Annotated in this window: 15 protein-coding genes and 2 pseudogenes; 3 read left to right on the plus strand and 14 right to left on the minus strand. The window is 49.1% G+C overall.

What is annotated here, in order from left to right:
* Positions 1-112 precede the first annotated feature (112 nt).
* From H3001_RS17155 to H3001_RS17220, 14 genes and pseudogenes are all read right to left on the minus strand, one after another.
* Positions 113-445, minus strand: a pseudogene (locus H3001_RS17155) (DUF4138 domain-containing protein); the annotation flags it as partial.
* 46 nt (positions 446-491) lie between these two features.
* Complete coding sequence (gene traM / locus H3001_RS17160; RefSeq protein WP_084819488.1) at positions 492-1,790, minus strand: conjugative transposon protein TraM; 1,299 nt, start codon at positions 1,788-1,790, stop codon at positions 492-494.
* A gap of 252 nt (positions 1,791-2,042) precedes the next feature.
* The gene (gene traK, locus H3001_RS17165) at positions 2,043-2,666 is read right to left on the minus strand and encodes a conjugative transposon protein TraK (protein ID WP_004326315.1); all 624 of its coding nucleotides are present in this window, start codon (positions 2,664-2,666) and stop codon (positions 2,043-2,045) included.
* A 29-nt stretch (positions 2,667-2,695) separates the two neighbouring features.
* Positions 2,696-3,709, minus strand: coding sequence for a conjugative transposon protein TraJ (gene traJ / locus H3001_RS17170; protein ID WP_004326316.1), 1,014 nt, complete (start codon positions 3,707-3,709; stop codon positions 2,696-2,698).
* 3 nt (positions 3,710-3,712) lie between these two features.
* Positions 3,713-4,342 carry a DUF4141 domain-containing protein gene (locus tag H3001_RS17175; RefSeq protein WP_032584168.1) on the minus strand — a complete coding sequence of 210 codons (630 nt, stop codon included), beginning with the start codon at positions 4,340-4,342 and terminating at the stop codon, positions 3,713-3,715.
* Positions 4,339-4,698, minus strand: coding sequence for a DUF3876 domain-containing protein (locus H3001_RS17180; RefSeq protein ID WP_004326318.1), 360 nt, complete (start codon positions 4,696-4,698; stop codon positions 4,339-4,341). Before H3001_RS17180 ends, H3001_RS17175 begins: the two co-directional genes overlap by 4 nt.
* Before the next feature lie 45 nt (positions 4,699-4,743).
* Positions 4,744-5,358, minus strand: coding sequence for a hypothetical protein (locus tag H3001_RS17185; RefSeq protein ID WP_032584170.1), 615 nt, complete (start codon positions 5,356-5,358; stop codon positions 4,744-4,746).
* A 5-nt stretch (positions 5,359-5,363) separates the two neighbouring features.
* The gene (locus H3001_RS17190) at positions 5,364-7,883 is read right to left on the minus strand and encodes a TraG family conjugative transposon ATPase (protein ID WP_032591940.1); all 2,520 of its coding nucleotides are present in this window, start codon (positions 7,881-7,883) and stop codon (positions 5,364-5,366) included.
* Complete coding sequence (locus H3001_RS17195) at positions 7,880-8,203, minus strand: DUF4133 domain-containing protein (RefSeq protein WP_005776857.1); 324 nt, start codon at positions 8,201-8,203, stop codon at positions 7,880-7,882. The genes H3001_RS17190 and H3001_RS17195 overlap by 4 nt, the downstream gene beginning before the upstream one ends.
* 3 nt (positions 8,204-8,206) lie before the next feature.
* A complete protein-coding gene (locus tag H3001_RS17200) occupies positions 8,207-8,503 on the minus strand; it encodes a DUF4134 domain-containing protein (protein ID WP_032584177.1) in 297 nt (98 codons plus the stop codon).
* A 185-nt stretch (positions 8,504-8,688) separates the two neighbouring features.
* Entirely contained in the window at positions 8,689-9,348 is a 660-nt protein-coding gene (locus H3001_RS17205) for a DUF4122 family protein (protein ID WP_032584179.1), read from the minus strand.
* The gene (locus tag H3001_RS17210; RefSeq protein WP_032584182.1) at positions 9,336-9,710 is read right to left on the minus strand and encodes a DUF3408 domain-containing protein; all 375 of its coding nucleotides are present in this window, start codon (positions 9,708-9,710) and stop codon (positions 9,336-9,338) included. The genes H3001_RS17205 and H3001_RS17210 overlap by 13 nt, the downstream gene beginning before the upstream one ends.
* Before the next feature lie 2 nt (positions 9,711-9,712).
* A complete protein-coding gene (locus H3001_RS17215; RefSeq protein ID WP_032584184.1) occupies positions 9,713-10,150 on the minus strand; it encodes a DUF3408 domain-containing protein in 438 nt (145 codons plus the stop codon).
* 5 nt (positions 10,151-10,155) lie between these two features.
* Positions 10,156-10,908, minus strand: a complete 753-nt coding sequence (locus H3001_RS17220; protein ID WP_022052809.1) for a ParA family protein — start codon at positions 10,906-10,908, stop codon at positions 10,156-10,158.
* Between the two features lie 803 nt (positions 10,909-11,711).
* Between H3001_RS17220 and mobA the strand changes: the two genes are divergently transcribed.
* From mobA to H3001_RS17235, 3 genes and pseudogenes are all read left to right on the plus strand, one after another.
* A complete protein-coding gene (gene mobA, locus H3001_RS17225) occupies positions 11,712-12,134 on the plus strand; it encodes a conjugal transfer protein MobA (RefSeq protein ID WP_032584188.1) in 423 nt (140 codons plus the stop codon).
* A complete protein-coding gene (gene mobB / locus H3001_RS17230) occupies positions 12,119-13,381 on the plus strand; it encodes a conjugal transfer protein MobB (RefSeq protein ID WP_032584190.1) in 1,263 nt (420 codons plus the stop codon). The genes mobA and mobB overlap by 16 nt, the downstream gene beginning before the upstream one ends.
* A 63-nt stretch (positions 13,382-13,444) precedes the next feature.
* Positions 13,445-14,365: pseudogene (locus tag H3001_RS17235) on the plus strand (YWFCY domain-containing protein); the annotation flags it as partial.
* Between the last annotated feature and the right edge of the window lie 121 nt (positions 14,366-14,486).

Below are 14,486 nucleotides of genomic sequence, written 5' to 3' on the forward strand. Positions count from 1 at the left end.
CTCCCCGTTTGGTTTCCCATTCGGATAAGTCGGTTTGGGATAGGTTTCTTAATTGGAATACTAACCTAATCACTTGCCAGTGTGATTATTATCAAGCCCCTATTATGGGCGCACTGAATGTATAGAAGTTCCCGTCTTCGGTTATTACAGACATATTGGTCTCCTCCCTGAAATTGCGTGTCGTGGCCTTTACTCGGATTACATTCTCGGCACCGTCGGCCTTGCCGGCTATCAGGTTTGTAGAACCGAGATCCACATACTTGACCGGAGCAGGGAAAATGACATGGACAGTCTTGTCATACGTTATTTCCAGTCCGTGCGGCGGAATCATCTGGCTGAAACCGATCTTGCGGGTCAGCCCCTCATAATAATCACCGCTACTCTGCTGCGCCCAGGCAGCCGATACGCCCAGCAAAAGGGCAAACATCATCAGAATCTTCTTCATGTGCTTTTGTTTAATGGTTGTCTTTTCTTTCATAGTTTCCTGTATTTCATTTCTCCGGTGAATGGAGCAGTACCCGGTGTCCGGCCTTCAAAGTAATCTTTACCGTACGCATCCGTTTGGATATGTACTGGGAAACGCCCTGTATCACACCTTTTCCCAGATCGGAGGCAATCTGCGCCCCGGCATCGGTGGAAATGTTGATGCTGCTGTTCATCGAGGTTCCCATATTGGCGGCAATCTCTCTGGCAGCGTCATATTCCAGTGAACCCGGCACCAGGATTCCCTGCTGTCCGTCAAGATCATAGACTTCCAGTTCCACCGGCAGGATAGTTCCCTTGTATTCCACGGCATTGACCATGATTTCCAGACGTTCACCCTGTATGCGTGTGCCACCTACCAGTACGGTCCCTTTCGGTATGAAACGTCCGGCAACGGACATAGGCTCGGTAAGCCGCAGGCGCAAGGCCTGTCCGTCGGATACGGTCTGCGTACCATGTACACAGGCGGCAATGGTATTGCCTTCCGTTACTGTCTTCCGTCCGACAGCCGTATTGAAACCGGCATTGCGTTCTCCCGAAAAGGCGGATATGAACTCTTCGTCGCTCACAGGTCTGGAAAGCGAGGATACCACCTCATTGTGGACCTGTTTCACCGGTATGGCCTTTTTGTCCTCCGCCTTTCTGACGGGAGAAGGAGTCTCCACTGCCTGACGGTTATTGTATTTGGCGGCCAGTTCGTAGGATTTTTCCATCAGGGCCATCTTTTCCTCCATGCCTGACAGTGGCTCCTGCTTCTGCTGCTGCATACGCTCCAGTTCTTCAATCCTTTCCAGAAGCCTTTCCTTTTCCGGATCGGTCCGCGGTTCATAGATGCTTCCCAGCGTACGGTTCATTTCACGGTAGGCTCCGGCCGAAGAACTGACCGGTCCGGCATTGCCTTTTTCTGTTTCCGTTTCCGTGTTTGTTTGCCTCTCCGGTATAATGTTATCGGGAAGACGGACACTGTCTTTCCGTTCCTCTTTGGCAAACATGGACTCCGCAGCTTCAAAGAATGTCTTCCTTTTCCTGCTTTCCTGTTCCATCAGGGCCTTTTCATAGGCATCCTTCTTGTTCCATTCCAGGCGGCTGTCCTCGGGAGAAGGGATTTCCGTATTGAAACCCTGTCCTTTATCCTGCCGCTCCCGTTCCTGCCCGGAAGGTGAGAATATCAGATAAAAACTTCCCAGACACAGCAGGAACATCAGCGGATACACCACAAATCCGGCGCGTTTGCGTTTCTGTTCCTCACTCAGCGGCTTCCTGTCCTTTGAGGACCGGAGCCTGAACGGTTTCATCAGCCGTTCCATTACTTTCTTGACTTTTTCTTTCTCCATTTCTTACAATAGATTGAATGAACTCCATACGGAGTGAATCCTTTTCCATAAATTCCATTCCGGACTCCCGGTTCTTACTGCCCATAAACGGCCGGAATGCCGTATAGACACATGCGGCGGCAAACGGTACAAACAGTATCCAGAGGACGGCCTTGCGCTGTTTCGCGGTAAGTCTGTGACAGAACCCCCTGAGTTGCAGGTCCGCCTGTCTTGTCAGGTTCCTTTTCATCGTTCCACACTCCTTATGTCCTTGTTTTCCAGTATGGTCAGATGTTCGATGATAAAGCCGTTGGGGTTGTCATCGGAACGGGACGTATTCTGAAGCTGGCAGTCAGTCACCAGCGAACGTTCCGTCACATTACTCTCACGGATAATCATCTGGCGGGCATACGTCCTGGCCCTGTAGGGGTAGCCGGAAAAGTCGCAGACCACGCTGTCCACCCGTACCACCTGATTGATGTTGCCGGAAATGAGACGGTTATAATATCCTTTCTCGGCAAAATCCACATAGTAATGATAGGCGCTTTTGTCCGCCAGCTGCAAGGCACGGTTGATATTGTGCTCAATGGCATCCTTCTGTGGCGACAGCCCGAAAAAGAGCTCATGAAACCTTCTTACATGTTCCCTGGCTTCAGCCGGACGGTTCTGTGAAAGATCCTGTGAAAGGGCAAGCATCAGTGACTTGCCGCCATCAAGTACATAAATCTTCTCACGCTGTTTCTCCGCAAAGCGGTATGAGTTCCACAGGGCAAAGACGGTCACAAGCGTGCAGCATCCGACAAAGACCGCAAGCATCAGGCGTATCCGTCTGAAACTGCTTTCAATATTGGTCAGTGATTTGAATTCCATCTGTTTTCATTTTAATGTTCCTGTTCTGTTTATTTTCCACGCAGACGACCTCCGATATTTCCAAGTCCGGAACCTGCGGCACCGGCTGCAAAGCCTCCGGCCTTGGTCGCGGTACGGTTGATGTTGCGGTTGTAGTTTCCGGCACCGCCTGCCTGCACAATCCATCCGGCCACGGTCGGCACGGTAAAATATCCGATGATACCTATCAGCATGAAGATCACATATACCGAATTGGAGTTGTCCAGCGAATAGTTCGGATTGTTCTGGAGCTCCAGGATGTCGTTCTGCAGCATAAGTACCTGAATCTTGGCCAGCATACAGCTGAAAAGGTCACTCACGGGAAGCCACAGATAGACGGAAATGTAACGTGTGAACCACTGACTGAGCGTGGACTGGAAACCGTCCCACACGCTGAAGGCAAAGGCAATGGGACCGAGGATGGACAATACCACCAGAAAAAAGGTCCTTACCGTATCTATCAGCAGGGATGCCGCGGCAAAAAGCAGTTCCAGCAGACTGCGGAAGGCATCACGGATATTCTTTTCCAGATTGTACATGCCCACTTCCATATACATGCCCATGCGGGTTGCCATGGCATCGGGCGACCATCCGAGCTCGTCCAGCTGACGGTCAAACTCCTCGTCGCTGACCAGATAGGCCGTTTCCGGATTACGGAGCATGGCTTCATGTTCCAGCCTGTCCTTCTGCTCACGGTACTGCTGCATGTCCATCGTCTGCCCCTCAAGCATCCTGTGGGTTCCCTGCACAATCGGACTCAGCACCGTATTCATCGTTCCGAGTACCAGGGTCGGGAAAAGCATGATGCAGATGCCTATCGCAAACGGACGCAGAAGCGGATACACGTCTATCGGTTCGGCACGGGCAAGCGACTGCCAGACACGAACGGCCACATAGAACAGGGCACCGAGTCCGGCAAGTCCCTTGGCCACATCCAGCATATCCTCACAAAGAGGCATCATTTCATTGTAAAGGCTCTCCAGAATGGTATGGAGATTCGAGAAATCCACGGATAACAATACCATAGGCTACCAGTATTTGGAGGTGTCATTGCCATAGAGCTTCAGGACACGGTCAAGGTCATTCTTCTTGCGGGCACGCAGGAAACTCACGGCTATATTCCTGTTCGTATAGTAATTCACGAGATTGCGGTAACGGCGCATGCTGGCATGGCAGTCATCCACAACGTCCATACGGTCCTTGTCGGTCATGGAAAGGGTGCTGACGTTGATTACCTGCTTGAGGTCCTGCAACACCCCGTTGCTCTCTTCAAGAAGCCTGGTATATCCGAAAGCGATGGCATCCAGCTCTTCGGGAGAGAAGTTCTCGTCACCCAGCATCTTCTGGAAATTGGTCACATAGATTTCCGACACGTCACCGACCATCAGGATGACCTCACTGACCTTACGGGCATCCTTCACCAGATTGTTTACGGACTTGAGGGCATCATAATACCTCTTGTACTGCTCGTAGATTTTCACGGTCTCAGCAAAATTCTTGGCGGTACTTGCTGCGGTGGATGAAGTGTGCACGATATTGTCCGACATGTTGATGATACTCTGGGCAAGGTTTCCAGGATCTGTCACCACCCACTGTGCCCGTATCTGTCCGGCAAGAAAAAAGGTTCCTGCACAAAGCAGCAGCAGTCTTTTTCTCATGGACGCACCTCCTTCCTTACATAGTCACCGTTCGGAGAAAAGGTCAATACGTCAGCCGCCTCATTGTAGGCGATGTCTATGCGGTAGCCGGTATTGATGAACAGGTTCCCGTTTTCCTCCACAAGCAGATAGGTTTCCGGCCTCAGTTTACGCGCCTTGCCGCTACGGGCGAAGACCGTCACCTTGTAGGCGTCCCCTTCCTTATATATAAGGACATCGGGCTTGCCTTCCACACTGCTCCATGAACCGCACAGGCGGTCACAGTCCTTGAACCTGCTTTCACTACAGCTCTGCAGCAGCAGTGATGCCGCCCCGATCAGGCAGGCGGCCAGTCTGTACAACTGTCTGTTTTTCATGTCTTGTCTTTTTTTAATGATGTTGTTCTTGTTTTACTGAATCTTTCAAAGTCCCATCTTTCGTCCCTTCGGCTTAGGACTGACCGGAATGCGGACTTTCCCGGAAAGCCTGTCTTTGCAGGCCGACTGACGACATTCCTTGCGGATAATGGTATCGTCCTTTTTGTTTGGGGATTTCAGGCCGACCATGGTTTCAAACCTGGCATAAAGTTCCTTATAGGCCTTTTCTGCCTGTTGCCGTCTGATTTCATCCGGGGAATTCCGGTCAATGCCGTATTTCATGAGAAAACCGGAATTGATGAAAGGACTGTCAATATTCTTCGGGTTGGCTATGAAACCTCCCAGCTTTTCCAGTTCCCCGTACAGCTTGTCGAGATACTGCACGGGAGGAGGGGAACAAAGCCGCTCAAAGACCTTCTCCACGGCATGTGTCAGTCTTACATCAACCTCTATGGCATCGGGTATCTCGCCTCTGAGCCTTCTTTCCCTGTAATCTTCCGGTTCCATACTTTCAAGCCGGTGATACAACTCATAGTCTTCTGAAAATCCGTAATGTTCACGTATATCCTTCGGTATGTCCCATCCGTTCATCAGGGACCAGTAGAGACATTCGATTGTCTCCTTACGCTTTCTTTCATCCGATTCAAAACTGTCATTCATAACCGTTATGCTTTACCGTTTGACCTTTTCCTTTCCCTTCTCATTTCCGCAATGCGTTTCACGGCCAGTTCCAGATTTCCGCCCAGTTCCTTGGCCAGCTTCTGCAATTCCAGCTTTTCCGACTCTTCCGTGGTATATACGGCATATTCCTCATCGCTGACTTCCGTGGCATACACGGCCGAGTGGGTACCGCCAAGACCGATCCAGACCTCACGGTAGAAACGTCCGGGATGGTTGGCCTGATTAATGGACAGGATCTGTCCGCGTTCCTTGTCGGTCAGTCCGAGAAGCCGCTGGATATGGTCGAACTTGTTCATGTATTTCCGCTGGTCAAGAAGAATCTTGCAGTCACTGTTGTTGATGATAGCTTCCTTCACGACAGGGGAACTGATAATGTCATCCACTTCCTGGGTGACCACCACAGCCTCCCCGAAATATTTTCTAACGGTCTTAAAGAGATACTTTATGTACTCACTCATATTGGCGGACATAAGGGCTTTCCAGCATTCCTCAATGAGTATCATCTTGCGGATACCTTTCAAACGGCGCATCTTGGCGATGAAGGTTTCCATGATTATCAGCGTGACCACGGGCAGAAGCACCTTGTTTCCGCTGATATTGTCCAGTTCAAATACGATAAAGCGCTTGTTGGTAAGATCCAGTTCCTTGTCCGAATTAAGCAGGAAATCATAATCACCGCCACGGTAGAACGGTTCCAGCACGTTCAGGAAACCGTCGATGTCAAAATCCTTCTCACGGACTTTCTTCTCCTCAATCATCCGGCGGTAGTCATCACGCACAAACTCATAGAATCCGTTGAAGTCGGGTCTGATATCCCTGTTTTCCGTTATCCTGCGGATGTATGCGTTCACCGCTCCCGAAAGGGCCACCTCTTCCGAACGCCTTGGGGCTTCATCCTCACGTTTCCAGAGTGTGAGTATCAGTGTCTTGATGCTTTCACGCTTTTCCACGTCAAATTCCCCGGAATCCGTATAGAACGGATTGAAGGCGATGGGATTGTCCTCCTCATAGGTGATATAGATACCGTCCTCGCCATGTGTCCGGTCATGAATCAGGCTGCAAAGTCCCTGATAGCTGTTTCCGGTATCCACCAGCAGGATATGGGTACCCTGTTCATAATACTGGCGGACAAGGTGGTTCGTAAAGAAGGATTTACCGCTGCCGGAGGGACCGAGTATGAACTTGTTGCGGTTGGTGATGATTCCCTTGCGCATGGGCAGGTCACTGATGTCCAGATGAAGCGGTACGCCGCTCTGCCTGTCCGTCATACGGATACCGAACGGACTGGGCGAACTGCGGTAATTCGTTTCCGAAGCAAACAGGCAGACAGCCTGTTCAAGAAAGGTATAGAAACTTTCCTCAGCCGGAAAATCGCCCGCATTGCCGGGAATACCTGACCAATACAGCACCGGGGTATCTATCGTGTTGTAATGGGGTACGCATCCCATCATGGCAAGCTGGCTGCCGGTATCGTTCTTGATACGCCTGAGCTCTTCCTCGTCTTCCGCCCAGGCCAGTACGTTACAGTGGCACCGTACCGGAACAAGCCCTTTCGTATGCGCCTCGTCAAGATACATTTCTGCCCATTCATAGTTCACGGCATTGCTGCGGCTGTATTTCGACAGGGACAGCATGTTGCGTGAAGTCTTTTCCATACGTTGCAGGATTTCCTGCGCGTCATCGATGAACACGTACTGCGAATAGACATGGTTGCATGAAAGCAGGAGTCCTACCGGAGCCGCAAACGAAAGACGGCAGTCGCTACGGTCCGTGGACAAGCGCTCATAACGTATGTCCGTGCCCACACTGCCGGGAAGGTCTTCCGTATCGGAAAGCACATGCAGGCAAAGACGTTTGTCACCGATGCGCATACGTTCCGGATCAAGGCAGATGTCCTGTAATACGGGGTGCGTGTCTTCCATACCGAGAGTCAGGTATCTTTCAATCAGACCGGGACATTCTTCCGTTCCGACCACCTCTTCCGTCCTGAGACGCTTCATCCTGACATGCCCCGAATCGTTCATGATACGCTCGAACTGCTCCACCGCCTCCAGGAATTTCACGACCGAATCCCAGTCCGTGATTTCCTTGGGAAGGATATGGCTGCGGCACAGGGTACTGAAATCACTGCGGCGGCGGGCGCGTTCGCGTGTGGTCTTTGTCAGGTACAGGAAGCAGCGGTGCCTGAGATACGGGCGTTCGTTGAAATGACGCTCATAGCTGCGGGACAAGAAACTTTCCGTCCCGTCTCCTTCGCTCCGGTAGTTTTCCTTGACGAACCAGTCCTGCTTGTACAAGACAGAATAATTGGGAAGCACCTTCATAGCCTTCACCCAGGTACCGTGAATGGCTTCATATTCCGCCGCCGTCACCGTGTACAGTTCAGGCAGCTCGACCTCGAAGGCTACCGTAATGTCCGCATCCTTGCTTACGATGCAGTTGTTTTCCACGGCCAGAATCGGGAATCTGTCTTCCAGATCACAGGCCTTCAATACACTTCTCATTTCTTTCTCTTCTTTTTGGTTAATGCTCTGAATATTCTGCGACGGGCTGACAGATAGCGCGGATGGCGTTTCTCGGCCAGCATCTTCATCAGCCCGTGCTCACCGTAGCGGGCATTCATGCGGAAGGTCAGCCATACGGCCAGGGTACCGGATACCGCCCCGAAAGACAGGCATACCAGCTGGCTGACACCGGCCATATACAGGACAACCACCGCAAGAAAGACCGATACAAGGCCTCCGGCAAAAAAGAACAGGTACTGTGATTTCAAGCCCTTGAACTCAATCGGACGGCCTGCTCCCTTGTTGATACGGTAATCCATGGCTTACAGGAAGAAGGAACGGAGAATGGTGGCGGCCACAATCAGGAAGATGCAGGCGAAGAACCAGCTCGCCGCAGTCTTGGACGTATCCGGGTCACCACTGCTGAACTTGCCATACGTCTTGATACCACCCACAAGACCAAGTACGGCTCCGATGGCATAACATAATTTGGTGGCCGGATCAAAATACGAGGTCATAAGGCTGGTAGCCTCATTGATGCCGGCAAGACCCTGTCCCTGTGCGAAAGCACCTGCCGTTGCCAGCACATACAATACTGATAAAAGGATTCTTTTTCTCATTGTCGAATCATTTTGGGGTTTGACATAAATTTTGAATTCGACTGCAAATATATAAGGCTTAAGCCGCTGTGATACAACACTGTCATCAGGTGTCACCAGATGTCACCATATGTCATTCAGGAAGCCTTACAGACATAAAAAAAAGCACCCCGAAAAGATTTCCGGGATGCCTGAATATATCGGTGTCAGATATATTTCCGCCACTCGTCAGACGGTTCATTCCCATCCTTGACTTTAAGCGGTTTGGGATTGCCGTCCTCGTCAAGATACTTTTCTATCAGTTCCTCAACAATCGCGGAATTCTCCATATTGGAAAGGAACACGTCAATCAGGCTGGTCTGCCGGATGGAAAAAAGGACACGGGCTGCCTGTACGGCTTTTTCCTCATCAGCATCCTTCTGATGTGCCAGATATTCGCCGAGTACTTCCATATCCCTGCTGGAAAGGACCGGTGATACGGATTCCACTTCGGGAGACTCCGCATCAAGGTCTTCCTGGACTTCCTGCAGGAGTTTCATCTTTTCCAACTGAAGATTGCACTCCACATCTTCCTGCTGCACGTCCTCCTCTTCACCGATAAAATTCCTTTCAAGAGGCTGGCTCATGAAAGGAGCGGCAGTCTTTCCGGCATTCTCGTCAAGATAGACATAACGGGTATTTCCCATCACTTCTGCATCTGGAGCCGCAGATTCCGTTCCGCCGGTTTCTTTCCTTTCTTTCTTTACGCAAGGTCTGGCATAAAGCAGGGTACAGATGGCTCCGATACGTTTTTTCCAGCCATAAACACGGTACAGCAAATAGCCTATACAGGCAATACGTACACACAGGTATATCAGTTCTTCCATAAAGAATCCTTATAAAGAAAACGTTCAAGTTCATCCTTCAGCAATTCTCCGTGGCGTTTCAAATGTTCCTCCACGATATTGCTCACATAGGCGGATACACTCATGCCGGGAGCCATAAACGGGATAAGGCGGCTTGCCTTGTCATACAGATAGCCACGGATACGTATCTGCCGACCGTTCCCGACGGGAACATCGTTCAGATAGACACGGCAGTATTCGGGAAAGCGATTCGCTATTCCTGTTTTCTCTTTCAACTCCCTGACCTGTTCTTTCAGTGAGCAAATCCTTTTGGACAGCACATAAACACAAAACAGCAGAATGCCGCATACCAATACGGCAACAGTCAATAAAATCCACATCATTTTCAGAATGTTTTTGGGGTTTTGCGGCGAAACAGCTCGCCAAGCTCTTCACTGTAAGTCTCAAGATGGTGTGCCAGCACATTGTCCAAAAAAGCGGGCACACTCATGTCATCACTCAGAAGGGGAAGGATACGCGCCAGCCTGCAATACATGTCATAGCTGATATAGGTCTGCTTTCGGTGTACGGACTTCTTTCTGTCCAGAAACAGATTCTTGTACACTTCCACCTTCTCTTCCAGTCCAGGATCGGCGCGTATCGTCTTGCGGGACTTTTCCTGTCCCTGTGTTTTTACTTCCGACACATTTTTTTCCTTTTCTGTGACAGGAAGAACATTCTCGCCGACATCTGCTCCAGATTTACCACAGGAAATGGATTCACTGGCCATCATGTCCTTCAAGGCATCCTCATCCACCTTGAATATCTCTCTTTTCTTTGCCATAGTTCTTATCCCGGAAATATGATACGTTCCATCTCCTGGGCAAAAGCCTCAAGACGGCTGTCTTTCAGTAGTGATTCGGAAGGAGGAAGAAGGGTGCAGCGGAAATGCTGTCTGGAAGAAGGTGTCATTTCCTTGTTGAAGCGTTCAAGATCCGGAAGTACGGTTTCAAAGACCTTCAACCCCATACGGAGCACTATTGCATTATACATTACATACAGTTCCTTGGAAGTACGACTGTCCATACGGTTCCAGAATAAACGTATGTCCTTCAGGGGAGCTTCCGGGTGCTGTCCGATAAAGTCCTGAACGGTCGAGACAAAGGAAAGGCTGCTCTGCATGACCATACGGTCCTTCACGATGGGAGTAAAGATAAAATCCATGTTCATGACGGACTCGAATACGCCACGGGAATTTACCGTTCCTGGAAGATCGAAAAATATCAGGTCATAGTCGCCTTCCAGTTTGCCGGGAATCTCTGCGGCTGACTCAGGAGAGGAAGTGACAATCGGATAGGCCTTGCGGGAACCGTCCTCAAACTGACGGCAGAAAAGACGTTGGTGATACTCGCTTTTCTCAAGGTTCTTCAAATCCCTTCCCCTCAGTTTTTCCAGACTGAACTGGGGATAGTCACAGTCAACGACAGCAACTTTCAGACCTCTTACATAATTAAAATAACTGGCAAGAACCGCTGTTACCGTGGACTTGCCCACACCGCCTTTCTGATTGCTGAAGGCGACAAGAATCGGACGTTTGTTCATACCTCTTGTTTTTGGGGTTAATATTCACTTTTTTCTTTCACTAATCCAACAATGGCATTACGCTATTGTGATACCGGCATAACCGTTTAAGGACATGCTGCAATAATCCTGTACATATATACATTGTAATGTTATTGCACTATTATGTTGCCATATTATTATGTCCTTATGTTATTGCACTATTATGTTACCATGTTATTGTGTCCTTATGTTATTGCACTATTATGTTGCCATGTTATTATGTCCTTATGTTATTGCACTATTATGTTGCCATGTTATTGTATCCTTATATTATTGCAATATTATGTTGTTATGTTATTGTGTCCTTATGTTATTACACTATTATGTTGTTATGTTATTGTGTCCTTATGTTATTATGTCCTTGATGTTATTGCACTATTATGTTATTGCAATATTGCACGCTTAAACCGCGTCAAAAATAAGGTCTTTCAGGCATACAGGTAATATGTAACCGGCACCATGACATCAGATGTCATCAGATGTCGTTATATGTCATACAATCCACTATTTCACAACTGTTTACCCGGCCATAATTTTGCAAAGTCAGAACCAATGGATGGCTTGGAACATCTTCCGACGGACAGCAGCACGCCGCTCACGTCGCGCAGCAATCCGCCGGAGGTGGATTCTCTGTTCAAACGAACAGAGCAAGTTGTGTTTTTGTACGACAGAAATTATTCTGCCATACAAAAACCAACTTGCCCTCCCTAACGGTCGGGGGATTTTCCTCCAAAGTCGGAAAATCTGACGGAGAAAGCAAAACAACCCAAAAGCAGAAAAGCATGGAGAAAAAACAGGCAAGAAGGACAGGCAGAAAACCGAAGACTGATCCGGCGGACTACAAGTACAATTTCCGTCTGAACGCACAGGAGAAAAGCAGATTTGAGAAACTGTTTCTGGAATCCGGAGCAAGGGATAGGACAATCTTTATCAAGAAATCAATCTTTTCAGAACAACTGAAGGTAATCAAGGTGGACAAGGTTTCCATGGACTATTATATCCGGCTCGGGGAATTTTACAGGCAGTTTCAGGCAATAGGCAACAATTACAATCAGGTCGTAAGGGCCGTACAGAAAAATTTCGGGGACAAAAGGGCGATGTCCCTACTTTACAAACTTGAAAAGGCTACCCTGGAACTAATATTGCTCAACAAGCAGATTATGGCATTAACCAAAGAATATGAACAGAAATGGTTGCAAAGATAAGTCACGGGACAAGCCTTTACGGAGCGCTGGTCTATAATCATGAAAAGGTATTTCAGGGGACAGCGGAAATCCTGTCCGGACACCGGATGATTTCCGACCGCCCGGGACTGCCGAGCGAGGACATACGTCTGGCTCTCCTTTCATTTGAAAACCATCTGACGGCAAACAGGAGGACGGACAAGCCGGTCCTGCATATCGCCCTCAGTCCGGCACCTGAAGACAGGCTGGACAATGACAAGCTGGCGGAACTGGCAGAAAAATACATGCAGAAAATGGGATATGGTGACCAGCCGTTCATCGTGTACAGACATGGCGATACCTGCAACACGCACGTACATATCGTGAGTGTATGCATTGACGATGAAGGAAGGAAAATCAATGACTCCTATGAACACCGCCGTTCAATGACAGCCTGCCGGGAACTGGAACAGGAATTCGGACTGCGTAACAGTGCGGATACGGAAAGACGGAATCCGAAAGCGGAACTGAAAAAAGTGGATGTCTCACAGGGGGATATACGCCATCAGATTGGAAACACGCTGAAGGCTGTACTGGAAAGCTACCGTTTCCAGACTTTCGGAGAGTATTCCGCACTGCTTTCCACACTGAACATTGAAGCCCGACAGGTACGGGGCGATTACATGGGAACACCCTATACGGGTATCATCTATTCGGCTACAGACGACAGAGGGAAAGTGGTCTGCTCTCCAATAAAAAGTGCAAGGTTCGGCAAGCGTTTCGGAAATACGGGACTGTCCGAACTTATGTTACGGCATACACAGGACTTCAAGGAAGGCAGATGGGCTCCTGCCATATCCGGCAAGGTCGTATGGGCCATGCGTAACGCAAAATCGGAACAGGAATTCAGGGAACTGCTGAAACAGGAGCACATTGATGTGGTATTCCGAAGGAACAATACCGAACGTATCTATGGCGTCACATTCATAGACCATGAACGACGCGAGGCGTTCAACGGTTCACGTATGGGAAAGGAGTTTTCTGCCAACGTATTCAACGATCTTGTCTGCTGGTGGGAAGGAATACCCTGGCAGGAGAGACAACAGTCCGGTCCGGAGGAACTTTGGAAACGGTACGGCCACCGTATGGAAGAAGGCAGTGCGCTTGAACAGGCGGCAGGCATATTCTCCTTTGAGGCAAATCCGGCAGTCGATTACGAGGAAGAAGCGTTCCGTCGCCGTATGAAACGGAAAAAGAAACCTCATAAACGCAAATCACGCGGTATCTGATCAATCAAAATGACTCAACAACAGGGGGAACAACGGATTCCCCCCACAATCATCTACATCATTATGCAACAGGAAGACGATTTGAGAGCCCTTGCCAAGATTATGGAATTCGGCAGGGCAGTCAGTATTTTTATTCTGGTAGTCCACGTTTATGTGTACTGCTATCCCAGTATGAGTGCCTGGCATCTGAATCTGGATGTCATAGACCGGATACTGATGAACTTTGACAGGACAACCGGTATATTCGGCTGTATCCTTTGGACAAAACTGATGGCAGTTCTTCTGCTGGCCATATCCTGTATGGGTACTATCGGAGTCAAGGGTGAGAAAATAACCTGGCAGCGTATATGGGCGGTACTTACTGCCGGGGCGGTTCTATTTTTCATGAACTGGTGGCTGCTTGACCTGCCTTTTCCACACGAAGCGATTACTGCCCTGTATGTGGTAACACTTGCAGCCGGTTATCTATGCCTGCTCATGGCAGGACTGTGGATCAGCAGGCTTTACAGACATAACCTGATGGAGGATGTGTTCAATATGGAAAACGAATCCTTCATGCAGGAGACAAGGCTGATGGAGAATGAATATTCTGTCAATCTGCCCACCAGATTCCAGTATGGCGGCAAACTCAACGACGGATGGATCAACGTGGTCAATCCTTTCCGTGCGACCATCGTATTGGGAACACCGGGTTCAGGTAAATCCTATGCAGTGGTAAACAACTACATCAAACAGATGATTTCCAAAGGTTTTAGTACCTATATATATGATTATAAATTCGATGATCTTTCTACCATTGCCTACAACACCTTGTTGCACAATATGGACAAATACAAGGTAAAGCCGCATTTTTACGTCATCAATTTTGATGATCCGCACCGTTCACACCGCTGCAATCCCATCAATCCGGAGTTCATGACGGACATCTCTGACGCATACGAAGCAAGCTATACCATTATGCTCAACTTAAACCGCACCTGGGTGTGACCTGAAAAGTCACGTAATTGATTGTTAAACAGCAATGTATATTGCAAGATTTAACCCGCTGTTCCGTCAGCGGTAGCCTACTATAAGGTGCATCTCCAGTGATGGGTTGTGCTAAGCT

It is taken from the genome of Phocaeicola faecicola, from assembly GCF_013618865.1.
GTDB classification, from domain to species: domain Bacteria; phylum Bacteroidota; class Bacteroidia; order Bacteroidales; family Bacteroidaceae; genus Phocaeicola; species Phocaeicola faecicola.

Bases quoted from the DNA above. Each gene is read 5' to 3' on its own strand.
- traM (WP_084819488.1), bottom strand. From the start codon at position 1,790: ATGGAACGGCTGATGAAACCGTTCAGGCTCCGGTCCTCAAAGGACAGG.
- traK (WP_004326315.1), bottom strand. From the start codon at position 2,666: ATGGAATTCAAATCACTGACCAATATTGAAAGCAGTTTCAGACGGATA.
- traJ (WP_004326316.1), bottom strand. From the start codon at position 3,709: ATGGTATTGTTATCCGTGGATTTCTCGAATCTCCATACCATTCTGGAG.
- H3001_RS17175 (WP_032584168.1), bottom strand. From the start codon at position 4,342: ATGAGAAAAAGACTGCTGCTGCTTTGTGCAGGAACCTTTTTTCTTGCC.
- H3001_RS17180 (WP_004326318.1), bottom strand. From the start codon at position 4,698: ATGAAAAACAGACAGTTGTACAGACTGGCCGCCTGCCTGATCGGGGCG.
- H3001_RS17185 (WP_032584170.1), bottom strand. From the start codon at position 5,358: ATGAATGACAGTTTTGAATCGGATGAAAGAAAGCGTAAGGAGACAATC.
- H3001_RS17190 (WP_032591940.1), bottom strand. From the start codon at position 7,883: ATGAGAAGTGTATTGAAGGCCTGTGATCTGGAAGACAGATTCCCGATT.
- H3001_RS17195 (WP_005776857.1), bottom strand. From the start codon at position 8,203: ATGGATTACCGTATCAACAAGGGAGCAGGCCGTCCGATTGAGTTCAAG.
- H3001_RS17200 (WP_032584177.1), bottom strand. From the start codon at position 8,503: ATGAGAAAAAGAATCCTTTTATCAGTATTGTATGTGCTGGCAACGGCA.
- H3001_RS17205 (WP_032584179.1), bottom strand. From the start codon at position 9,348: ATGGAAGAACTGATATACCTGTGTGTACGTATTGCCTGTATAGGCTAT.
- H3001_RS17210 (WP_032584182.1), bottom strand. From the start codon at position 9,710: ATGATGTGGATTTTATTGACTGTTGCCGTATTGGTATGCGGCATTCTG.
- H3001_RS17215 (WP_032584184.1), bottom strand. From the start codon at position 10,150: ATGGCAAAGAAAAGAGAGATATTCAAGGTGGATGAGGATGCCTTGAAG.
- H3001_RS17220 (WP_022052809.1), bottom strand. From the start codon at position 10,908: ATGAACAAACGTCCGATTCTTGTCGCCTTCAGCAATCAGAAAGGCGGT.
- mobA (WP_032584188.1), top strand. From the start codon at position 11,712: ATGGAGAAAAAACAGGCAAGAAGGACAGGCAGAAAACCGAAGACTGAT.
- mobB (WP_032584190.1), top strand. From the start codon at position 12,119: ATGGTTGCAAAGATAAGTCACGGGACAAGCCTTTACGGAGCGCTGGTC.